The sequence below is a fragment of the Methylomonas sp. PHL2-19 genome (genome assembly GCF_059331595.1).
In genome coordinates this window covers 48,993-70,085 of sequence record NZ_CP196842.1, presented here as the reverse complement: position 1 = coordinate 70,085, position 21,093 = coordinate 48,993, and the positions used below count along the sequence as shown (strand labels likewise).

Sequence of the window (21,093 nt, the reverse complement as noted above, 5' to 3'; positions counted from 1 at the left end):
ATATTTGGGCAATCTCTCTGTCATCCCCTAGGTCATCGGCATAGCGGCAAGCATTGAGACCAGACCCATCACGGTGGATATCGCCGAAGTCGCGGTGGCCTGAATCTGGCTCAATTTACTGAACACATCGGCCGGCTGAGTGTAATCGACGATTTTCTGGAACTTCAGGATTTGTTCCGCCACGCTGCGGCGATCGCCCATACCGTCGACCAAGCCAAGTCCTAACGCGTCTTCTCCGCTCCAGACCATTCCCGTAAAGAGATTCGGATCGTCTTTCAACCGATTCCCGCGGTGCGTTTTCACCACCTCGATGAATTGGTGGTGTACGTGAGACAACATGGTTTGCAGCTGTTCGACGGCTTCGGGTTCCGGGTCGGAGAACATATCGCCGACGCCCTTGAATTTTCCAGCCGTATACAATCGGCGCTCAACGCCCAGTTTTTGCATGATGCCGGTAAATCCGAACGAGTCCATTCGCACGCCGATCGATCCGACCATACTGGCCCGATTGGCATAGATTTCATCGCCGGCCACTGCTACGTAGTATCCGCCGGAAGCGCCAAGGTCGCTGATCACGGACACTACTTTCTTATCCGGAAATTTTGTTTTCAGGCGTAGCACTTCATCGAAGATCATGCCGGCTTGTACCGGCGTCCCGCCGGGACTATTAATTTCCAGCATCACAGCTTTCGCCTGATTCTGCTCGAAGGCGGTGCGCAAGCTGGCAATCACGCTATCGGCATTGGTTTGGCCGTCCGGGGCGATTTCGCCGCTAATACGCACCATCGCGACATGGGGTTGATTCCGGTTAGTCAGAGACGACCAATTGGAGTAGACGGACAGTCCTAAAAAACTCAATACTGCCAATAGCGATAGCGTTCTAAATGCGGTATTGATGCGCTGGGTTTTGCGCATGACATCCGCGTTGCTTTTGACGATTTCTAGCAAGGCGTTTACGGTAGTCGAGTTTTCGGTCATTGTTTTCACTCCAGAATTTCATAGTCAATGGAATTTCGGATATCCACCCAATAGCTCGGCTGCGATATCGCGAATAATCGCCCTTTCCAGGCTGCGAGGTGTTGTCCTTCACTGAGACACCAAGCGAATAACCAATGGCCGTCGGCCGTCATGCCGCGCAAGACTTGACGAGCTTTCGGGTTATCCCACGCGGTTTGTCCCGCATCCTGAAACTGATTCGCGGGATCGAAGGTGGCCGGTACCGGTGGCGCCCGGCGGATTACCAGGCTGTGGGCGGTGGCCACGCTATCGTCTTTGTCCGTGGCACTTTGCAAAATTACCGGGTAACCTAAAATTTCGTCGCGCGCGGGATCGCGGGGCGCCGGTTCCATATCGGCGAGACGCAATACTGCCCACAACGGTTCGCCGCCACCCGTCAGGCTATACACCCGCCAGCGTACGTTTTTGTCATCGCCGCAGTTATCCTGGCACGTCGCCGTCAATCCGGCTTGCCGCACAGCGGTTTCGAAGCGGCGAATCATATCCAAGCGAGCAGTGACCGGGATGCTGAGTGAATTGGCATAGCTCTCGTCCATATACAAGCGGCCATACACTTTGTACAAGTCGGCCGGCTTTGCAGAGGGTGTTAACAGGCTCAGTGCCAATCCCGCCATTCCGATGCCAGTGCTGACGTCCATTCCGGCCGGGGACAACGGTGCGCCAGTGGCCACCGCCCCGACGAAACTGGCGTCTTCGGCCACATTCCGTATCGGATTGGACCCACCGGCTGGTATCGCAGCCATTGCCTCTTTGCGGGTCTTAAACTGCTTCACACTGAATTCTCTATACATCGAATTCTGCACATTGAGCCGCTCACTCCGACTGCCGAGTACGTCGCGAATTAGAAACGAAATTTGATGCGCTTCCTCAGTCGGCAGCACTTTACGGTGCGCCTCCGAAATCACAATGGGTCGGGAGGCCGGAGCGCACGCCGTCAAGGACAACACGATGGTGGCGGCTAGCGAGCGAACGATGGTTGATGTCATGGCAGTTTTCCTTAAGGTTTAGATGGAGCGAGACCTGGACCCATGGACCAGCCTTGCTCCTCCGCGTCTTGCCGGGTCTGATTCATGTCGATGCCTTGCAACCGTAGAACATTGCGGTCCGCCGTATTGCGACGGTCGCCCTTATAATTCAAATCGGAACTGGCGCCGGTCAACACGTCCAAATTGAGTTTTTCCGGGGTTTGCGCCGTCGGTAAGCGCCCGGTACTGGTGAGAATACCAATCCATTCGTCCAGATGAACCTTGCTCCAATCGACTTTTTGCAGTTCGCTGATTGCAATGCCTTCGCACTGGGGCGACTTAGGCGGTCCGAAGTCCTTGCCTAATTGCGGCCGGATTTGTTCCTGCAGTATTCTGGCCAACGGCGAGTTGAAACAACAATAGGCGTAGTTCTGTTGAACGCACATCCCCAGTATCTTGGAGCCGCAGTACTGTCCGACAAAACTACAGGCTTTCACGGCGTTTTTGGCCATCAATTCGTATTCTTTCTGCTCGCACTTGTAGATCATTTGCACGACCATGTTCAGAATTTGATAGATGGCGTAGGCAATCATGATGACGTTGAGCATCGTCCCGATATAAGCCGCCCCTCCCCCCAACTGGAGTTCAGCACCGGTACCTTGTAAATTACCGGCCGCATCTACTGCGGAGGAAGCCCCTTGACTACCTGCCACACTAAATAGCGCATTCGCTGCTTGTGGACCAAAAATATCAGCAGTCCAGGAAACCATTTTTTCCATAGCCATATTCCGCAATGAACTGACCACATCCAAATACGCGGTTTTGGTAAAGCTGGCCGTGCACTCGGAGCCAATGTTGTCGACAACGGAATCGAGTTCGGCCAATACGTTGTCCCAGGCCGTTTTAATGGGGGTATAAACCGCCTCACCGGCATCGATCAAAGGGTCACTTAATTTTTGCCATGCCCCGCGGATCGGGTTGGTATCATCCAACCGCATGATAATGTTGTGGGTTTTACTGACCTTGTACATCAGATCGATGTACTCGCCGATGCCGATGGAGGTCGGCGATTTACAGCAATCGATTTCACTGGTCAGATTGACTACTTTGCATGACCCTCCCTTGCCCTCGAAGACCTTGCAGGTGGTCACATCTTTCGGATCGCTACAGGTTTTATCCATCGCCGCTTGTTGTGCCGAATTCAACGCGGCCAAGGCATTGGTAAAATCCTTGCTTTGTGTGCGGGTAATATCAACACAATCTTCGCCCATACAGCGTACCGTTTCGCCGCAGTCCGGTTTCACGGACGCCGTCGCCTTTATCACGCCGAATTCCTTTCCGCAATCATAGGTATCCTGATACAGCCAGCACTTTCCGCTAGCGCCAATCGTCCCGTCGACGCACTCGGATCGGACGAAGGCGCAGCCGCGCGCTTCCAGGGTTGCGCAGGTCTCCGGCACCTGAGCTTCAATATCGCTGACGCACTGTTTAGTTCCGTCCGGCTTTGTCCAACACGGAATATCGTTGGAATTGCACGTCGCGGTCATGGTCGCTTTGGTGCAGGTTTCCGGAATATTTTTGAAAGGTGCGTCTTTGAAATTCGGTTCGCACACCCACATTTGCCCCACCGAAGTGGTGATGGCCATGCAATATTTGTCTCCGATCTTGATCCCGGCGTTGATATCACATGTGGTTTTCACGTTTTTGCAAATTCCGTCGTCCGCCGCCTTAATTAGGTTCTGGCAGGACTTGTCGTTCATGGTCCATTCGTCCCGAATAATAATTTTCAGCGGATCGTATTTCAGTCGGATTTGCGCAAAGGCTTCGCCGCATCCTGAGACCAACGCCTCCGCATTGAATTTCAGGATGGAATTCTTCCGGGCGTTGACAAAAGGTTCTGTCACATTGATGTTGGGATAGGCCTGCCAACTGGTCGACATTTCGCACTTGGGCGACGGTGCCCAGCCGTTGTAACCCGTCCAGACCAGCTGGTCATTGATATGAACCCGCATATAGTCATCCCATTGGGCATACAGGATGGTCGCGGAAATGATCGCTTCCGGATGCTTCACGATGTATTGGCTGGACACAGTGGGATGGGCGCAGCCGCCGTCGCACCAGTAGTTGTCACCCACGATGCCCACCCAAAGATCCACGCATCCGTCCCCACAGGATGCAATTTTGGTTTCGCCTTGGGCCGGTAGAATGACCGGCTCTAGCAGCACATCGTGACTGGCGACGCAGGTATTGGTAATGGGAGGGTTACGCCGACAGGTTTTGTAGTCCGGTTGCGTGCCTTTACCGGGGGTGAGTGTCGCCTTGACCTCCTTATTACAGTCGGTGAAATATTGCGAGAACAGATCATGGTTCTGCATGACATAATCCGTCGTTCCCCAGATGGGATCATCGAATAGATTGGGATGCGCCCGATTCGCCGACTTGATTAGAGTCCGGTACGCTTCGCCGGTATGGCTAGTTTGGCTTTCCATGCTCGTTTGCATGTCGTTGCCGGCTTTGATGGTCGCTGCGTTTTTGCCGTATAACTGGGTGAATGTCGTGGCGTTACCCGTTTCTGAATCCGGATACAATTCGCTGATCGGGACCGATACGTCCTTACCGGTATTGGGAAAAAGGACCAAGCTTTTTTGATCGGCGCTGAGTGTCGGCATTACAAACCCGCTGACGGCGCTTTCACCGGTCTGTTGTCCAATTTTGGCTGATTCGCTCATAGTGTCAGCGACCACCGCATGGGTCGGCACCCAAATCAACAACACCATCAAGAAATGGCAAATGGCTCGGGTAGATGTGCGCTCGGAAAATTCGATAGCCATCTTAAAATCCTATGCAACAGTCAGTCCATCGCCACAATATGTAGACGTGGTATTCGCCGGAACCGGGATAAGAATGGCCTGCTCCCCATAGCAAATCACTTTCGCCAATCGCATGTTTGCTCTGGGTATCGGCCACTGGGTAAAACATGGTGGTAGCGTATTGGGATTTCGGAATAAACGGGGAAATCGTCCCGCCGCAGACGTGATCATCGCCAACGGTTCTATGGGCCAGGCCGCGCCGATGCAGTGCGGCCGTAGCTCGTGTCATCAACAAACTGCTTTGACGCGGCGCAATGCCTTCACCGGGATGGGCGTGACCGGACAACGGATAGATGCCACCCCAGGCCCCGGCGCACCAGAACATTTCGTCAATCGGCCGGCCGGCGGACGCCGCAATAGCATCGAACGAACACGCCGCCAATGCCACTGGATTGGCAAATAATACGACCTCAGGATTGGTGAAGAATGCCAATTCATCATTGTTCCAGGTCGGATCCAGTTCCGAGACATACAGCAAATCGAAATCTTTGTATCCGTCGGCAAAGCACCGATCTTCCCAGAATAGATCGAGCATGACGTATATCGGGAATGCGTAATAGTGATAATTGAGGAAGACTATTTCATCAGTGTCGTATACAACAGGCGACGAACCACCCCACAATCGCACATTCGACTGATTGATTTTTGTGCCGCCGAGCGTCGGCGCGCACCAAGGATTCGGCACCAACTCCACGACCCTGGCCGGACCCCAATAGCCCATGGTCATACCCACTTCCGGGATAAGCTCTTTGCCGTCGCAAACGCAGTAGACATTACTGGCGGCGGACGACGGAACCAAATCGTCGCCCACGGATGAATCGCCGCTACCTTTTGATTGCGGCGCGCGAAAATCCAGCACACCGCCGGCCAGCCGAATCGGAAACAAACATCCCCAGCAGATATCGGTAATCAATTTCCCTGACCAGAGTTCCGCGTCCGGACATAGGGCGTCCGCAGCACGTGACTGGCCAGAACACAAACACGCACACAGCAATACAAGTTGCAACCACGTCGCTGGTTTAGTCATGGCCTGCCACCGCGATTTCTCTAACTTTGATGTGCATGCCGTCTTGTTCGACAACGCTGGGAACCGCTTCGAGATTAAAACGTTGCCGCACGTCGGCGGTGAGTAAGAACACCGATTGTCCCAACCGTTCTTCGAGCGCATTGAACGCCTGCCATCCTTGGTCCCGTTCCAACCCGGTAATCAAATACGTCACCGGACGGCCTGTTACCGCCTTTCCCTCGCGCTCAGCTGCCGCGACTTGATCGGGTTGCGTGGCATCGAAGACCACCAGACGCTGGGTAAAAGGCAGTTGACTCAGCGGATTGATGCGCTGCCCTTGTCGGACGATGATCTGTCCTGCCGGGGTGACGACGTCTCTTGGCGCCGTCACGGTGATATCAATCAACCGCTCGCGATCTTGTCGTGCCGTCACGAGCGATAATAGTTCGGCTTTTTGCCAGAAATGTGCCTGTGCTTCGCGTTTCTTAGCTGCCCAATCGATGCCGGCCATTCGCGTCTTCATCACCTCGATCAAATCCAGCTCGGCGATAGCCTGAGTATCGCCGTGTACGCCCAGATCCACGACTCGATCATCCGGCGCCTGACGCGATTTTAACTGTGCCTCCAACCAGGCGATATCGGTAACCCCTTCCACCTTGGCCAGAACACGGTCGCCCTCCTCCACCGTCAAACTCGGCACCACCTGAATATGGGCATTCTGAAAACGGGTCGGATCCAGTTCGATAGACGGAACCCTCTGAGCATCCAGCGTTTGCGCCAAACCATGAATTTCGCGAATAAATTCCTGCACCCGCTGACCGTCGCGTATGCCCCTGAAAACCACTAACACATCGTCTCGGCCGGCGGCCGCTTCGAATAGATTGAGCAGGCCGGTCCGACCCAAGGACGTCGAAGCGTACAGGACATAATGCCGGCGTTGATCACGCTTCGGCTTGGCGAAGGGTTGCGGTGAAGGCGCATGCTTTAAGGTTTCCAAGGCCAGCGCCTTGGCATTCGCGGCGTGCGGATTGGCATCCAACCAGGCCGGACGCGGTCCTTTTTGAGCGTGCTGCATCAACGCCTTCGAACGCTCTAACCAATCGGTATCGGCACCGGCCATTGGTACCGACCCACCGATCAATACCGCCGCCACCGCTATGGGCTTAAAATGGCAACGCATAGACTTTGCCTATAATCTGATGGGGATGCACCACGCCCCAATAGCGGGAGTCGAAGCTATTCTCGGTTGTGCCTGTCACCCACAATTCGCCGTCTGTGACAATCTCGGTCCGAATAAACGCGGCGGCCGGTTGCTTTAATTTACCCGCCAACGCCAACCCTTCGGAGACCACGCTACCGTTCACTCGCGCGGTTTGAGTATCGACCGTTACGGTGTCGCCACCCACACCGGTCGCGATCTTGATCACAATGTGGGTAAACGAAAACCAGGGCGCCATGGCCATGCGTTGATCCGCGGCAAACGCCACCAGATCGTCTCGGCGAATGTCTTTGGCGTAGGTGTCGACCACGAACCAGCGGTGATTGCCGGGCAAACACCGATCTTTCTGATCGTCGATACCAATGCGAAACCGATTTTCTAGATAAGCACCGCAAATCACAATCGCGATCAGCGTCGGGAGGGCTTTTTTAAACCAAAATACCTTTTGATCGAGGGGGTTACTCACCGACATAGACATCCTCCGGCGCACCGACCACCATGTTCGCATCGACCACCACGAAACCGGAATCCGCCAAATGCGAGATTTTTGCCTGCCATTCATTCATGGCCTGCGTGATGGTATCTTGACTGGCGTCTTTCGACAGATTTCGGGTCCACCCGGTCCGGTCTATCACGAACACCGGCGTCAATAAGTTCAGTTTTTCCAACTCGGTCGATAGCGAATGCCTTACCAGCCAATAGCTGGACGACACACTGACGGCAATGGTGGCCAAAACAACGGCAATCAATGATTTAAGCGACATGGCGTGTTTCCTGTTGTAGCAATAAATGGCGGATGGCGGCATCGGTCGAATAGCCTTGCCGTTTCAGATTTTTGATCGCGTTGACGTGTTCGGCCTTGGTCGAATACAGCAAGCGTTTGTAGGGATCGACCACCAGCCTGGCGATGCCTTGACCGTATTCGGTGATAAAGAAAATTTCCGAGTAGACGCCGGGGATAGTGTGAACCGATTTGAGCAATTGGATTCCGCCATCGGAGAGCGGCAGACGATTCTCGTTTTTAATGGTGTCGATCGCTTCCGGTTTTTGACCTAACAGATACATATTGGCCGAGTTCTCGACGATGGCTCGGCCGGTCGGCGAGCGATACAAATCGTTGACCGACTGGGTAATCGTCACCGCGGCACCGCCGTATTTTCGGAACCGTCGATAACCATGTTCAATGAAGGTTGCTGCGTCCCCCATACTCAATAAATCCCAGGATTCGTCGATGATCACGATCTTGCGCCGATCGCGCTCTCCGAGATACATTTCCTGTTGGATCTGATAGATCAATTGCAGCAACACGACTTGTTGTAAGTGTTTTCGCCCCTTTAATTCCTCCAATTCCAACACGGTAAAACTATTCTGAAACCGAACATTGTTGACGCCGTTGAAGAACCGGCCATATTCGCCGGTCGACGTGAAGGGAAAAAGCTGTTCGCCGACATCCTTCAGTCTTTGGTCGGATTCCGCCCGCAACCGCTGAGCGATATCGTCGACGGTCATCTTTTGCGCCATTTCATCCCATAGCCCTTTTAAGATCCGCTTTAATCCGGCGGTCTGAAAGTCGCTGAGTTTTTCGGTGGGCGCCGCCATCGCGGTAACCAATCCCGCCACCACATCGGCTTCGTCTTCCCAGTTTTGCACCAACTCGAATGGATTCAGGCAAATCTGTTTGTCCGCCGTAAATTCCATGAATTCGCCGTCCAGTGTGTCAGCCAGATTCTGATAGGAGCGGCCGACGTCAATTACCCAGATCTGCGCCCCTTCGGTGAGATAATTGACGATGATTTCATTGGTCAGAAAAGATTTACCGGACCCCGATTGCGCGGCGATGCAACAATTGAAATTCGATCCGGAATCAAATAACGAGACATTGACCAGTTGTCCTGAGCGCGAAATAAAGTTAAGTACCGGCGAACCAGTCCCAGACCAATCGGCAAACATCGGCAACAGCGGAATCGCGTGACGGGTTGCCATCGTGATATAGCGGTTACTCACTTGCACTTGGCTGAGTTCCGCGCCCAATGGCAGGCAATTCAGAAAATATGGCAAACTAAAATACCGGTCTTCGAGCAGCTGAAAACCCAGCTCCCGGTAATAGGTGCGCGCATTGGACACGGCTTGGGATTCTTCATGAGGATCGCAGAACAACACCATGCCGAAATAAGTGCGGATGGGGCGATCACCATCGTTCAGCGCGTCGAAGAGTAAGTCGAAATTGTGTTTTCGGATCGCTAACTGCGGGACGATATTTAATAGCGGTCCCACCGCCTGATTGGCGGTGAATTGACGTTTGGTCTCCAATTTCATCCGTGTGGCTTCAGAATCCGGGTAATGCAGTGTGACGGAGATCAACACATTGTCGCGAATACCACGGGCTCCGCTCAGTAGATCCCCCAAATAGCTCAGGGCCGAGCCAAAATACACTTGATCCGGCAGCCGTTTGACCGATAAGGTTTTTACCCGTTTGCTGCCAAGAGTCACGCCGGTCTGATCGACCGCCAGTTCGTTATCGAAATCGAATAATTGTTCGCGGATCAATTTACGCGGATCGCACTCGGGCACCACTAGATCGTGCCAGCTGGCTTCGGGGTGCCAATTCAACATCGTGTTCAACAGACGCACATACACGTCGGCCGTCAATGTCTTTGGCCTTAATCCACTCGTCGCTAACGCTTGAAACGCGGCCAAGCGCAATTCCGACGCATGTCTCAATTCTTTCTGAGTAGGTTTTGCCCCCGACAACGGTATCTTCGCAGTCACCAGCACATGAAACCGCCTAACTCGTGTCGGCAAGGCTTTATCGATCGGATGCTGAGTGGCTCCACGCAGATAGTCCACATTGGACGCCACCAAGGCTTGATACAACGGATTTTGTTGCTCCATTCGGCGCGTCTTCAAAGTGGCCATCACTGTGTCGATATCGGGAGACGCCCATAGGCCAACCTGAAGCAAGGTGTCGATCGGCCATTCCTGGTTCAACAAAACGTTGATGCGATCGGCGATCGACGGATCGTTTCCGAAAAGCGGCTCGCACAAAAAACCGAATCCCAAGCTGGCGTCTTCTCCCAAGAACAGATTGGTATCGGGATCGAACGCCAACACGGAGAATAAATTGTCGATTCTGTGGTAACTCTGTTTAGGCATCGGGGTTTACGCTTCTGTTTAACTCTATCGAGAAAGGGTTAACGGTACGAACCTTCGCTTTCTTGTTTTTGACAAGCCTTCTGGCTCTTGCCGCATTACACGGCACCAGCTCGGTACCATCGCTGCTAAAAACCTGGACCTTTAACCGGCCATTCTGGTTATTCCGAGGACTCACTTTCATGACCCATCCTGAAAGTCAGATGGCGGTTTCCCGCCGGACCTCGTTATCCAAGGTGTGATCACAATCACTTAAAGAATTGCAATTCCAAACCCAGATCACGGTCTATCGATTACGGAATCGATAGGATTACAACGTCGCGGTAACGACGGCGTTGATGATGCCAGGGGCGGTGAACAAACCCAGACCGGCGGCGACACCGACCGCAAAACCCATCAAGGAGTTGCGTAGTACGCCAGCGATCAACCCGACGACGATAAACGCCGCCGCAATCAATTTGCCCAACGATCCTTGCATCCAGTTGGTCAACAAGGTGTACACGGCGTTGAATTCGGTACTACCGGTACCGGCAAACGATTCGGAGGAAAACAGAAACATTCCCGCCACGGCGACAAGGGCGACCAACAATTTGATCTTTACCAGATTTTTCATTTGTTTCATGGTTATACCTTTCAGAAAAGTGAGTAAATAGGCGTTAAACCCAAATCTCGGGCGCGGCAACGCCCGGTTGGCGACCTAACGCCTAACTCACCGCCTGGTGGTTTATTCGATTGCTAAAACGGCGATTTTGCTTTTAACAGCGACTCGAATCCTTCCGGCATTTTGCCGCCCCCTACCCCCATTTTTTTACCGTCCCCCAGTCCATCCAGATCGAATTTATCCCTTTTGGGCGGTTCACGTTGTTCCACTTGCAGGGCGCGCAATTGCGGATTTTGCGTTACGGATTTCTTGCCGATCATCCAACGTCTCGGCTCTATCTCGGTAAACACATAACCGGATACGTTCAAGTCGCCGTCTTTGTCCTCCCAGGGCGCGATCCAGATTCTCATGACTTCGGATGGCGTGCGTATCGGGGTGGGATCCTCGATATGCGGCACTGGCGATTGTTCCCGGCCACTGCCGATCAGGGTCACCGGTTGCGGCTTGGTCGCTTCGCTGGGTGCAGTTCCCTCACCGGAAGGCAACGCATTATCGGTCGCTTGATAGGCGTGTACGGTGGACATACAAATCGGATCATCCGGCATCCCTTTACAACCATACGAATCCGGAATCAGCGTACAAGCACCGAATAGCGGTACCAACACGATCAACAAAACCGATCTGAACATGCGTTTCCCCTTATTGTTTTGCAGTTGAGACGCTTTGAGTGCTATTCAGCCAACCGGCTAAATCGTCCGGGGCGCCTTTGTGGGTACGACCGTCCTGGGCAATAACAAACGGCACCGCGGTCAATCCCAAGATGGCGGAAGTAATCACCGCTTTCTGCATGGGCTCCTTGTCGCAGCTGCCTGGAAGCTGTTCCGGCAACCCGGCGTAGTCCTGATTGAGTAGTGCGGTAGTCGCCTTTTCCTTGTCCTTGGTTTGGAGCAGACATTCGATTTTGTTGACCAGAATCGTCGACTCCGGTCCCAATACCGCGATCGGGATAATCTTGAAGGTGTAACGATCGGCGAGTGCCGGCAGCTGCTGTTGCAACTTTTTGCAGTAGCGGCATTGCGGATCGACGAATACCACAACCGGGGTTTTGCCCTTGCCCACCAGCACCGGGCCGAGCTCGTCGATGTTGAGTTTCATGTCGGCTAGCGGTATCCGATTCATCACGGAATCGACTTGTTCGATCCGGGTAATCGGTGTTTTCGACCAGGTATCCATTAATTGGCCCTTGAAGGCAAATCGGCCGTTGCGGGATATGAAGTAGGTCTCGCCGCCCGCCTCTACCATATTGAAGCCATCGATCGGCAAGGCCTTCATCGCGTTAATGGCCCCTTTCGCAAACAATGCGGCCTCGGTCGGTGTCGAGACTTCAGGAATTGCCACGGGTGGTTGACCGGCGACAGCCAGACTGGACACCACTAAGAGGAAAATTGCAGGGAGTAATTTCATGGGGTCTCCATTCATTGATTAACTTTTTTCAAGCAACCGCAACTTGGTGCCGCGTTGCACGACTAAATTGATTTTGCGGGTCACATCGATCTCGATCACCGGGAACAGGTTCTCCGCATAGTCGATGTAATAATTTGCCAAGCGCTCCATGGCGTACCCGGTTCCCCGTAAGGCCCCTCCCTCTATCGAATCCTGGCTAAAGGAGCGTTGAAACGGGGTTGTGGCCACGCCAGCGGGTCCGGCTAACGCCAGCACCTGGGTTTGCGTCCGACCAAACATATCCGAGAATCCGCGCAGAAAGCCGGCCAACAGCGCATTGCGCAGTAAAGCGCCTTGCTTGCTGACGAAGCGGCCGCGAATACCAACCTTGCCGTCTTCGCCTACCGCATACGCATCCAAGGGCACTTCGATAACACCGCCATCCTGGCGTACACAGGAAATGGATTCCGCCCGAATGTAGGCACGTTCCGAACTCAAGTCGCCGAATCCGGAGCTAACCACGAAACACTCTTTGACGTCGGCCGTATACCGGTTCGGTAGAATCGCGTCGGCTTTCAAGCGCACTAACACCGGAAATGGGTTTTTCTGTGCGCTACTGGAGGTTGGGGCATCCATACCGTTCAACAGGTTGCCCGATAAAATACTGCCTGCCGGGATGAGGACGCTTTCTTGTTCGGCTTTTTTGGTCTCCGCGACTTCGACCTTTTTCTTGGTTTCAGGATCGGTACTGGTCGTTTGCTTGATCACTCTGATTTGCAGAGCATTTCGCTCCGAGTCCCGCGCCGGGTTCGATGCAATCGGATCAACAGGCATCGCCGCCGGGTCTTGATAGGCCCGCGGATTAAACAAATTGTCGGCGCTGGTGACGCGCTCCTTGGCTGAGTGGGACTTTGCGCCGGCATCGGGAGGCAACACTGTCTGAGCCCCCGAGGGTTCGGCTTTGTTTTCGGTTTTCAAGCGATCAATTTCCGCTTTCAGCGCTTCGATTTGCGTTTGAGCGGTTTGACCAGTTTGATCGGCCAATTGTTTGATCCGTTGCTGATCGGACGCTTGATATTGATTATTTTGGGCGACTACGCCGTCCAGCAGAGAGCGTATTGCATGTTGATCCTCCTGGAGTTTGCGAATTTGCGCCCCAAGACCGTCGATTCCTAAAGACCTGGGATCTGCATCGGTGAAGATATGCCGGGCAACGTCCTTTTTGGAGGCATTTTGTACCGGCGGCGGGGCATCGCCCAACATCAAACTGATTGCCACCATCAGCGTCGCAACAATCGTAGTGACGACAATTACTCGTTGATACGTAGGATTGAGCGCGTCCCATTTTTCAAGTAGCGTGTTCTTCATAATCCGCCCTTATCGCAAGACCGACGGTCTGATCTGTTCTTCGGCTAGACCTCGTTGCTTCACTACCACAAACAACTCGGTCGATTGTCCGGGTTCCAGCCACACATCCGGCCAGGCCGCCACCGCCACAATGTCGCTAAGCCCGGTTCCCTGACCAATACAAGAACGCTCGTCGAGTTCGATGCGCTGAGGGGTGGTATTGACCGTTTTTGCAATTAAGATCGTCGTATTGCGTCCATCAAAGGCTTGGCCGACGGTAGTTTGAATGCCCTGCTGGTCGCAATACACGGTTTCGTTCGCCGATACCGGGCGGCCACTGAATCCATTGGGGCTTTGCATTAACGCCAGTTCTCTCAGGGTGGCTTTCAGTTGCGCGACATGCTCTTGTTGAACCGTATCGTCGACGTTACCGCTTTTTTTGGCTGCCGGTTGCGTCTGAGTCAGGCGAGAATATTCGACGCCGGCGAGTTCAAGCCGAATCTCACGGGGCGGAATCAGTTTCGGCGCCAGCGTCAGCGATATGGCAAGCGATTCGTTCTCGCCCGGCGTTATGTATAGAGTGACCGGATCTTCGCTATTGCTGGCGACATAGACCACATTGCCCTCCACTTGCGTTTCGGCGCGACTGACCGTTCTTACCCTAGGACTGGGAAACGGCGTCACAATTCGATTCAGGTGGTTTTGCGCCACCGTGATAATCTCATTGATCCCAGCCGATACTTTGATGGTTTGCGGGGCGATGCCGCCGGTACCGGTAGGCGCTGTTTCCTGGGATTGACCGGTTTTCAATACGTCGGCTGGAACCGCTAACAAGTCTACCGACTGAGGTTCGGCGACGACACAACAAGCTGCCCCAAACAGGCCAATCATTAACGCGCATTTACGGATTTGCATGTGTGGACGCCTCCATTTGCTTTTGCATTTCTAAAAACTCTTTGGTTTTAGGCTCCCCTTGATAGACGTCGAGGTCGTTCACCACCGGGTTGTAGTTAACAATCGCGATTTGAAACTCGTAAGTGCGAAAGGATGATTCGGGTTTATCGTTTGGACCTTTGGTTATGAGCTGGCCGGTGACGAACACTTTGTTGGTTTCCTTTTCGAAATAAACTTGATTCGGCGTAAAAGACGTCGATATTTTGTCAATCTTCAAAGCACTGATCTGATCGTTCATTGCATTGATGATTTCGCGATGGATGTCCGATGACAGCAATGGGGATATTGCGCTGCCTACGAAATCCAGTGTGTTGGGGGTTACGTTGCCAAGTAATTGCGCTAGAAATAGACCCCACGCTTCCTTGGTTTGGGCAGACGCCTCCTGCCGGGAAATCTCGACCTTCTCAGTCAGATTGGGTGGGATCATGATCACTGTCCGTTCCGTTCGCAACGCGGCGAACGCCGTGATGACGTTGGTTGCGAGCAAACCGATCAACAAAATTCTGTGCAGGCGGTTTTCCGCTTGGACAAAGCCCCACGACTGTAAAAATACACTCAGCCTCATTGGTAGTACTTCCTGATATAGGGGTTAGGGACCGATATCGCGTTGGCTGGTAGTAAACCGACCCAGTAAGCTGCGTGTACCAAAAAGCCGTTCGGCCGGTTATCGGTGAATCGGCGGATGGCCTTGATCACGAAGTACGATGCGATCAAGCAATACAACAGATGATCGATGAAGATGCCAAGCAACATCATGGCCACTACAATGACCAAGTCGTGGGCGGTCCAAATCAACAGAATAGGTGGATCATCGATAAAGCGGGGGATCTTGGTAGGTTCCATGCTAGCCTCCTGTGTTGGTGGCTATTGTGCACAAAACGCAAATTAAAACCCGCTGGCTAAATGCTTTTAAAATGCACTTTGCCAGCGGGTTTGGGGATCAGGCTTGTGATAAACAGGTTTTTTGTTTAAAGAGGTCGCCCATGATTTTAAGCACTCCCCCCACCTGGAAGGTCATACCATCTTTATTTTGCCAAAGTCAGCGGCACCAGAGACAATAATGCTAGAGTAGCGGAAATTTGGACGGGGAAAATTGGCAATGGCAGAATGGGGTCGAAAAGATGCCGAGATGGCAATTGCTTTGAAACGCGCCGAGTTAAATCGCGCGTTGAGCTATAAAGTCAATTATGACGCCGAGGGACATAACATCTGCCTAGCGCTAATAAGTTTCAAAGACAACACCATAGATGTGCTTACAGCATATTCTAATGACAGCGCAATTCCAGAATCGATCAGGCTCGGATTGAACTTGATACCGAATTTGTATGCTTTCATGCCGAAAACAGAGTTTTTTGGCTGCGATGGAATGGCGCAGTTCCATACCGAACCGAAGCTGCTCAATTATCTCTTTGCAACTCCCGGCATCCGCCAGAATGCATTTAGCGGTAATCTCCCTATAAACACTTTCTATAAATCGGTTCTCGAAAGTCAGCGCGAACGAGCTATTTGGCATTCGCAACACGTAAAGCGCCCTGACGACCTCGCTTCTGTCACCTTAGTAACGGAGATCAATTGTTGTTCGACTTTCACGGAATACTCAATCAACCGATTTCGGAATCGATTTCCCAACATTCCACTTCTTGTTATTGAACTTGGTAAGGAAGTGGGTAAAAAGCTACCGGTCCAATTCGAGAAAATATCGATCTCAATCACACCAAAATGATTCGGAGTGTTAATTCCGATATCTTTGGAAAAAATGGCTTTTTGCATTCTAGGCTAGGAATTTCACTAAAGGGAACCTCCGGGTAATGGAATTCAATGACGGCTTTCGACCGATCAATCTGAATAGCTGGCAGTCACAAGGCGACCCAAACTTGACGGTCGCACTTCTCCAAACCAGTCAGTCAGCTAAAAGTCACTGGTTCGATACTGTGGGCAAACCTGCATTTATTGTTCTGGTTATCGTTATTTCCGTTCACAACTGCCTGGATGGGGGAAAATCACTTTGCGGCTATACCAACGATGGCTTACGGAGTGGTTCTATTGATGGCAGCAATCGCTTATATATTATTACAATACCTCATCATCGTTTCACAAGGGACAAATTCGCTATTAAAAAGATCTGTCGGTAGCGACTGGAAGGGTAAATCCTCACCATTGATTTACTTAATAGCGACACTAAGCACGTTTTGGTCGCCATGGTTAGCTCAAGGGCTTTATGTGCTGGTCGCATTGCTATGGTTAGTGCCAGATCGACGTATTGAGAACGTGATGTCTGAATATTAAAAGGATTTTTGATTTGCCAAGCAAATGACCAAATAAAACTGGGCTTTTCATTGTAACCTTCAACAATAAATTGAGTTGGTGAAGGTCTGCTCAAGCCTATTTGAAGGTCAGCTATTGAGAAACATGTATGGCGGCTTTCTGGCAGATTGGTTCAGCACCAATTAAAGCAATGGCTTGCGCGTCAATTTTTCTTGAAAAACTGCAATAATCAGAGGTTTCCTAACCCCTTTAAACGCCATAATCGGACTTTTGATTTAGTTTTGCCTAACCTGTGATTTTTTAAAAACCTATCCGCAGACTTTTCAATACTTCTGCCACTTCGGGTTTTGCGGCCGATGTGGGCGGGAATATAGCGCAGATGGTGCGACGAATTTCCGGATCTGACAGATAACGAACTCGAATCTGATCTGCATTTTTGGTGATGGTGAATTCCGGCATTAGCGCAACACCGATTCCGGCGCGTACCATACTCAGTATCCACTCTTCGCTATTACTTCTATAGGCAGCATAAAGATTGACCTGCCGCCCCTGGCACACACTCCTCAGTGTTTCACGCAATTCACAGTTCAGGCGATCCAAGTAAGGTTCAGCTTGTATCGTCGCTAAATCAATTTGTTGCAGTTGATTGAAACGGTGTTTGTCGTTGAAGACAACGACATAGCGTTCTTCGTAAAGCTCTAAAGACTGGTAATGCTCTGCCAGTAAGGATGTTGGTGCACTGATAACTAAATCCAGGCTATCTTCATCAAGTTGATTCAATAGATTGCATTCACTGTCGACGACTAATTCCAGTTCTACATGGGGTCGTTCTTGCTGAAAGTCAGTGAAGAATGGACTTAAATGGTGTGCGGCAATTGTCGTCATCACGCCGATGCGAAGTGGCACAGTATTTAAGCGGCTGAAACGCACAGCCTCAGCTTTGACAGCTTGCGTCTTGCGCACTATTTCACGTATAGAAGGTTCAACCAAACGTCCTAAGGCCGTCAACCGACATCCGCCGCGGTCTCGGCTAAATAGCTCACCGCCAAGTTCATCTTCCAATTTCTTAATTGCTTGCGTCAGGGAGGGTTGGGCCACATAGGTTGCTTGTGCAGCGCGAGTGAACGAGCCCTTATCGCAGACGGCCAGAAAATAGCGTATTTGTTGCATTTCCACAGCTTGCCCCTTTTTAATAGGTTAAACCTATCATTAGATAGAAAAATGGTATTTTACAGTTTACCTAACTCATTATTTAATATAAACACCAAGTCACCTAAATATTCAATATTCCTATGAAAACAGCAAAATTAATCGTAATGTACCCTACGCCAACAGATTTAGAAACTTTTGAACGTCGTTATGCTGATGAGCATGTGCCGATGGCGGTCGAAAAGCTGGCCGGCAAAACACGATTTGTCGCCTCATTGATTCTTTCCAATGTAGACAAATCTGCAGCGCAGTTTCATCGAATTGCCGAGGTTTATTTTCCATCCCTCGCCGAATTAAAGGCTTGTCTGAATTCACCAGGCGGTCAAGAAACAGCTCAGCATGCCGTTGAGATTTCTAGCGGTGGTGAGCCGTTGTTTCTGATCTCCGAGGTGGAAACCTTTGATTTCTAATCCGACCATCGGATTTAACATAATCACTGTGGAGGCAAATCAATGCCTAACTCTATCAACAAACTAAAAAAGGCGGCTTACAAGCGCATTAGGTGGATGGGTCTGCTGCCTGTTGTCTTTTGGGTCGGATTAATGCCAACTATTGCCCAAGCGCATCGAGGTGCGCCTGACGAGGCCGATGCTTGCGTTACGAGGGTTGGTTTTGAACGAGTCCATTTCACGGCCTATACCCCGACTCTGTCAGGGGATCGGGAATATTGCAGCATCATTCCCGAAATCGGCCCAACTAATTTGGTGTTCGACTACGAAGGTAAAAGTCTGCGCAATGTCAGCGTGGAATTCGAAATCACCAAAGAACCTGAAGGGCAAAGGGTTTTTTATCAGCAGCCGAAAAAAGTTAAAAACGGTACTTTCGATAGTATGGTCGATTTTAGTCAATATGGTGCTGGTAATTATTTGGCTCACATCGCTATTGTCGACAAGGATAAGCGTCTTGACACTCATATTCCGTTCTCTGTTGGCCTGGAATCGGTTCCGGGAAAAAGCTATATGCTGCAGATTGTGATAATCGGAAGCTTGTTGTTGCTGGCTTATATTGTAATGAAGTTAGCGAATAAGGAAGCGCCCAATCACTCACCTGAGGCATGATCGAATGGTACAGGCGAGTCAAACGTACTTAGGGGGAATATGACTATGAATATGACTCAATTAAAGGTTTATCTTTTAAGAACCAATTCTTGGCAGAAAGTGCTATTCGGGTTACCGATATTAGTAATGGTTGTCATGCTTTTGATGGATCATAGCGGCGACTCGGTAGAATTGGGGCAGGCCGTGTATCGACCTGAGATGCTGAAACGTCTTTGCAAAGCTGATCAACTCAGTGGAGACGCTGGAGAGACTTATGGTGAAGAAACCGAAAATGGCATCAAATACAATGTCCGCACACCAGCCAATTATGATGCATCCGTTGCCCACCCACTATTACTGGTATTTTCTCCGGCCGGATCGAATCGGGCTAAAACCGAAAAAACAACTGGGTTCACTTTTCCTGCTACCCAAGCCGGTTTCATCGTGGCCTATGCGGATCACCCGGAATTATCGCCCAGCACTACCGTAGAATTAGGCACCATTCCCAGTTTAATGGCCAAAAAGTGGTGTATTGATGAAAAACAGGTCTATGTTACGGGACATTCCGATGGAGGGACTTCGGCAATGGCATTAGCGTTTATGACTGGCACACGACACATCCCACGTGCAATTGCGCCGAGCGCAGCAGGGGTTGCGTATGATGATTTACGCGACCGCAAATGCCCCGAGCCCTTGCCGGTTATGATCATGCACAGCAGCAAGGATCGCCTGTTTCCTGGTTATGGTCAGCAAGCGGTTGGTTGGTGGGCAGCTTGTAATAAATGTGATCCTATTCCGGATAAAATCGCAAATGGTTGCTCCTCTTATTCAGGGTGTGCCGGGGGCGTAAAAACGTTGTACTGTGAAGGTGATCAAATCCATTCACATTGGCCCGAGCGAAGTCAGGATATTGTCGAGTTTTTTGTGTCAGCGACTCAAGTTAGCCCACGGGCAAAGTGAAATTGGCTCCATATGAATCGTAATGGGTGCAAAGGTAAACCCGAAAGCAAACGGTCACCCGGATTCCTCTCGGGTCTGCCAGCTCCTTTTTGTGGCTGAACAGTTGGTTGACAACCGACCTGGACGTATTGAGCCTAGAGCCATCAAACGACGACCCAAAACGTAGCCGAATACCGGACAGCCGATTGGGTTACATGGTGCCTTAATTATTAAAATCGGATAGCTACTCCGAGCGGCGGGTTTGGCCGTAGTGACGCAGTCATAAAGTCGATTTGCTTGCCGAATACCTGACATTCGGTTGGGTCACGGGTTGCCTTAATTCACTAAATTGGAAAGTTACCCCGACCGACCGGTTTTGGCCGGTTGGTTGAGGTCGCCAGCGGCTGCTTTGCAGTCCGCCAGTTTCCAAAATCTGGATTTCCCAGACTGGCCGAAATGTAGAATATCAACCGGCAGAAATGGGGTCGAAATGTCACCGTCAGCCAAACAAAATGGATGTCAGCTTTCTAATTAATTCACAATCAACCGTACTCACCCAGGTAATCCTTCTTGCCGATTTCCAACCCATTGTGCCGCAGAATGGCGTAAGTAGTAGTCACGTGAAAATATACATTGGGTAGCACGAAGTGTGTCACGTAGGTTAAGCCGGTAAAGGTCAATGTACGGTCATGCAAGGGCAGCAAAATCGTCGTGGCTTCCGATCCATCGATTTGTTCAGCGGTAAACGAGTTGATATGCGCCAATGTTTTATCAACTCGCTTGATCAACTCGGCAAACGAGTTTTCAACATCGTCGAACTTCGGAGGCTCCTGTCCGGCTAAACGGGAAACAGCACCCTTGGAAACGTCACTAGCAATTTGCACCTGACGCTTCAACGGGTACATGTCGGGATATAGGCGTGCGTTGACCAATACCGACGGATCAAACCTTTTGGTCTCTGCGAAATCAGTCGCTTTTTCCAGAATGGATCTCAATTGCGTCAGACTGCGGACGAGGGGCGGAACCGAAATGGCAAACATGGATAAAGACATCTGATAACTCCTGCACGGG

At 51.4% G+C, this 21,093-nt stretch carries 22 protein-coding genes and 1 pseudogene; 5 read left to right on the top strand and 18 right to left on the bottom strand.

Translation table 11 applies throughout. The annotated features are described in order from the left end of the window. Positions 1–27: 27 nt before the first annotated feature. From ACR02O_RS23655 to traL, 16 genes are all read right to left on the bottom strand, one after another. Positions 28–978: a S49 family peptidase gene (locus ACR02O_RS23655; RefSeq protein WP_256612726.1), complete on the bottom strand. Its 951-nt coding sequence runs from the start codon at positions 976–978 to the stop codon at positions 28–30. Positions 979–983: 5 nt separating this feature from the next. Next, positions 984–2,003: a hypothetical protein gene (locus ACR02O_RS23650; protein WP_444512407.1), complete on the bottom strand. Its 1,020-nt coding sequence runs from the start codon at positions 2,001–2,003 to the stop codon at positions 984–986. An 11-nt stretch (positions 2,004–2,014) separates the two neighbouring features. Continuing rightward, positions 2,015–4,813: a conjugal transfer mating pair stabilization protein TraN gene (gene traN, locus ACR02O_RS23645; RefSeq protein WP_444512406.1), complete on the bottom strand. Its 2,799-nt coding sequence runs from the start codon at positions 4,811–4,813 to the stop codon at positions 2,015–2,017. 1 nt (position 4,814) lies between these two features. Further along, positions 4,815–5,879 (bottom strand): TraU family protein, encoded by a 1,065-nt coding sequence (locus tag ACR02O_RS23640; RefSeq protein ID WP_064023749.1) that lies wholly within the window; start codon positions 5,877–5,879, stop codon positions 4,815–4,817. After that, positions 5,872–7,038 carry a TrbC family F-type conjugative pilus assembly protein gene (locus ACR02O_RS23635; RefSeq protein WP_444512404.1) on the bottom strand — a complete coding sequence of 389 codons (1,167 nt, stop codon included), beginning with the start codon at positions 7,036–7,038 and terminating at the stop codon, positions 5,872–5,874. The genes ACR02O_RS23640 and ACR02O_RS23635 overlap by 8 nt, the downstream gene beginning before the upstream one ends. Further along, complete coding sequence (locus ACR02O_RS23630) at positions 7,022–7,549, bottom strand: S26 family signal peptidase (protein WP_444512403.1); 528 nt, start codon at positions 7,547–7,549, stop codon at positions 7,022–7,024. The genes ACR02O_RS23635 and ACR02O_RS23630 overlap by 17 nt, the downstream gene beginning before the upstream one ends. After that, positions 7,536–7,841, bottom strand: a complete 306-nt coding sequence (locus ACR02O_RS23625) for a hypothetical protein (RefSeq protein WP_444512402.1) — start codon at positions 7,839–7,841, stop codon at positions 7,536–7,538. The genes ACR02O_RS23630 and ACR02O_RS23625 overlap by 14 nt, the downstream gene beginning before the upstream one ends. Beyond that, positions 7,831–10,230, bottom strand: coding sequence for a type IV secretion system protein TraC (gene traC / locus ACR02O_RS23620; protein WP_444512401.1), 2,400 nt, complete (start codon positions 10,228–10,230; stop codon positions 7,831–7,833). The genes ACR02O_RS23625 and traC overlap by 11 nt, the downstream gene beginning before the upstream one ends. Then, positions 10,223–10,411: an RRXRR domain-containing protein gene (locus tag ACR02O_RS23615; protein ID WP_444512400.1), complete on the bottom strand. Its 189-nt coding sequence runs from the start codon at positions 10,409–10,411 to the stop codon at positions 10,223–10,225. Before ACR02O_RS23615 ends, traC begins: the two co-directional genes overlap by 8 nt. A 126-nt stretch (positions 10,412–10,537) precedes the next feature. After that, entirely contained in the window at positions 10,538–10,849 is a 312-nt protein-coding gene (gene traA, locus ACR02O_RS23610; RefSeq protein ID WP_444512399.1) for a TraA family conjugative transfer protein, read from the bottom strand. A 113-nt stretch (positions 10,850–10,962) separates the two neighbouring features. Next, positions 10,963–11,517, bottom strand: coding sequence for a TraV family lipoprotein (locus ACR02O_RS23605; RefSeq protein ID WP_444512398.1), 555 nt, complete (start codon positions 11,515–11,517; stop codon positions 10,963–10,965). Between the two features lie 10 nt (positions 11,518–11,527). Next, entirely contained in the window at positions 11,528–12,292 is a 765-nt protein-coding gene (locus ACR02O_RS23600; protein ID WP_444512397.1) for a DsbC family protein, read from the bottom strand. Positions 12,293–12,310: 18 nt separating this feature from the next. After that, a complete protein-coding gene (locus tag ACR02O_RS23595) occupies positions 12,311–13,639 on the bottom strand; it encodes a TraB/VirB10 family protein (protein WP_444512396.1) in 1,329 nt (442 codons plus the stop codon). 9 nt (positions 13,640–13,648) lie between these two features. Then, positions 13,649–14,533, bottom strand: a complete 885-nt coding sequence (locus ACR02O_RS23590; protein WP_319960994.1) for a TraK domain-containing protein — start codon at positions 14,531–14,533, stop codon at positions 13,649–13,651. Continuing rightward, positions 14,520–15,137: a TraE/TraK family type IV conjugative transfer system protein gene (locus tag ACR02O_RS23585; RefSeq protein WP_444512394.1), complete on the bottom strand. Its 618-nt coding sequence runs from the start codon at positions 15,135–15,137 to the stop codon at positions 14,520–14,522. Before ACR02O_RS23585 ends, ACR02O_RS23590 begins: the two co-directional genes overlap by 14 nt. After that, complete coding sequence (traL, locus tag ACR02O_RS23580) at positions 15,134–15,415, bottom strand: type IV conjugative transfer system protein TraL (protein ID WP_444512393.1); 282 nt, start codon at positions 15,413–15,415, stop codon at positions 15,134–15,136. Before traL ends, ACR02O_RS23585 begins: the two co-directional genes overlap by 4 nt. Positions 15,416–15,671: 256 nt before the next feature. Between traL and ACR02O_RS23575 the strand changes: the two genes are divergently transcribed. Together ACR02O_RS23575 and ACR02O_RS23570 are read left to right on the top strand one after the other, a co-directional pair. After that, positions 15,672–16,295 (top strand): hypothetical protein, encoded by a 624-nt coding sequence (locus tag ACR02O_RS23575; RefSeq protein WP_444512392.1) that lies wholly within the window; start codon positions 15,672–15,674, stop codon positions 16,293–16,295. A gap of 188 nt (positions 16,296–16,483) precedes the next feature. Then, a pseudogene (locus ACR02O_RS23570) lies at positions 16,484–16,858 on the top strand (TMEM175 family protein); the annotation flags it as partial. Positions 16,859–17,137: 279 nt separating this feature from the next. On the opposite strand, the gene ACR02O_RS23565 reads toward ACR02O_RS23570, so the two are convergent. Beyond that, complete coding sequence (locus ACR02O_RS23565) at positions 17,138–18,013, bottom strand: LysR family transcriptional regulator (RefSeq protein ID WP_256612424.1); 876 nt, start codon at positions 18,011–18,013, stop codon at positions 17,138–17,140. A gap of 116 nt (positions 18,014–18,129) precedes the next feature. Between ACR02O_RS23565 and ACR02O_RS23560 the strand changes: the two genes are divergently transcribed. From ACR02O_RS23560 to ACR02O_RS23550, 3 genes are read left to right on the top strand one after another with little or no spacing between them, the layout of a single operon-like run. Next, entirely contained in the window at positions 18,130–18,456 is a 327-nt protein-coding gene (locus ACR02O_RS23560; RefSeq protein WP_278210006.1) for an EthD family reductase, read from the top strand. Between the two features lie 42 nt (positions 18,457–18,498). Next, positions 18,499–19,104 carry a hypothetical protein gene (locus ACR02O_RS23555; RefSeq protein ID WP_256612426.1) on the top strand — a complete coding sequence of 202 codons (606 nt, stop codon included), beginning with the start codon at positions 18,499–18,501 and terminating at the stop codon, positions 19,102–19,104. 45 nt (positions 19,105–19,149) lie between these two features. Beyond that, on the top strand, positions 19,150–20,043 hold the full coding sequence (locus ACR02O_RS23550) for a CE1 family esterase (RefSeq protein WP_278210005.1): 894 nt from the start codon (positions 19,150–19,152) through the stop codon (positions 20,041–20,043). Positions 20,044–20,564: 521 nt separating this feature from the next. Here the strand turns inward: ACR02O_RS23550 and ACR02O_RS23545 are convergent. Beyond that, positions 20,565–21,074, bottom strand: coding sequence for a DUF1993 domain-containing protein (locus tag ACR02O_RS23545; protein ID WP_444512391.1), 510 nt, complete (start codon positions 21,072–21,074; stop codon positions 20,565–20,567). Positions 21,075–21,093 lie beyond the last annotated feature (19 nt).

Coding starts and splice junctions, on each gene's coding strand:
- ACR02O_RS23560 (WP_278210006.1), top strand. CDS start 18,130: ATGAAAACAGCAAAATTAATCGTAATGTACCCTACGCCAACAGATTTA.
- traC (WP_444512401.1), bottom strand. CDS start 10,230: ATGCCTAAACAGAGTTACCACAGAATCGACAATTTATTCTCCGTGTTG.
- ACR02O_RS23585 (WP_444512394.1), bottom strand. CDS start 15,137: ATGAGGCTGAGTGTATTTTTACAGTCGTGGGGCTTTGTCCAAGCGGAA.
- ACR02O_RS23605 (WP_444512398.1), bottom strand. CDS start 11,517: ATGTTCAGATCGGTTTTGTTGATCGTGTTGGTACCGCTATTCGGTGCT.
- ACR02O_RS23630 (WP_444512403.1), bottom strand. CDS start 7,549: ATGTCGGTGAGTAACCCCCTCGATCAAAAGGTATTTTGGTTTAAAAAA.
- ACR02O_RS23635 (WP_444512404.1), bottom strand. CDS start 7,038: ATGCGTTGCCATTTTAAGCCCATAGCGGTGGCGGCGGTATTGATCGGT.
- ACR02O_RS23575 (WP_444512392.1), top strand. CDS start 15,672: ATGGCAGAATGGGGTCGAAAAGATGCCGAGATGGCAATTGCTTTGAAA.
- ACR02O_RS23625 (WP_444512402.1), bottom strand. CDS start 7,841: ATGTCGCTTAAATCATTGATTGCCGTTGTTTTGGCCACCATTGCCGTC.
- ACR02O_RS23655 (WP_256612726.1), bottom strand. CDS start 978: ATGACCGAAAACTCGACTACCGTAAACGCCTTGCTAGAAATCGTCAAA.
- ACR02O_RS23650 (WP_444512407.1), bottom strand. CDS start 2,003: ATGACATCAACCATCGTTCGCTCGCTAGCCGCCACCATCGTGTTGTCC.
- ACR02O_RS23545 (WP_444512391.1), bottom strand. CDS start 21,074: ATGTCTTTATCCATGTTTGCCATTTCGGTTCCGCCCCTCGTCCGCAGT.
- traN (WP_444512406.1), bottom strand. CDS start 4,813: ATGGCTATCGAATTTTCCGAGCGCACATCTACCCGAGCCATTTGCCAT.
- ACR02O_RS23600 (WP_444512397.1), bottom strand. CDS start 12,292: ATGAAATTACTCCCTGCAATTTTCCTCTTAGTGGTGTCCAGTCTGGCT.
- traA (WP_444512399.1), bottom strand. CDS start 10,849: ATGAAACAAATGAAAAATCTGGTAAAGATCAAATTGTTGGTCGCCCTT.
- ACR02O_RS23615 (WP_444512400.1), bottom strand. CDS start 10,411: ATGAAAGTGAGTCCTCGGAATAACCAGAATGGCCGGTTAAAGGTCCAG.
- ACR02O_RS23550 (WP_278210005.1), top strand. CDS start 19,150: ATGAATATGACTCAATTAAAGGTTTATCTTTTAAGAACCAATTCTTGG.
- ACR02O_RS23555 (WP_256612426.1), top strand. CDS start 18,499: ATGCCTAACTCTATCAACAAACTAAAAAAGGCGGCTTACAAGCGCATT.
- traL (WP_444512393.1), bottom strand. CDS start 15,415: ATGGAACCTACCAAGATCCCCCGCTTTATCGATGATCCACCTATTCTG.
- ACR02O_RS23640 (WP_064023749.1), bottom strand. CDS start 5,879: ATGACTAAACCAGCGACGTGGTTGCAACTTGTATTGCTGTGTGCGTGT.
- ACR02O_RS23595 (WP_444512396.1), bottom strand. CDS start 13,639: ATGAAGAACACGCTACTTGAAAAATGGGACGCGCTCAATCCTACGTAT.
- ACR02O_RS23590 (WP_319960994.1), bottom strand. CDS start 14,533: ATGCAAATCCGTAAATGCGCGTTAATGATTGGCCTGTTTGGGGCAGCT.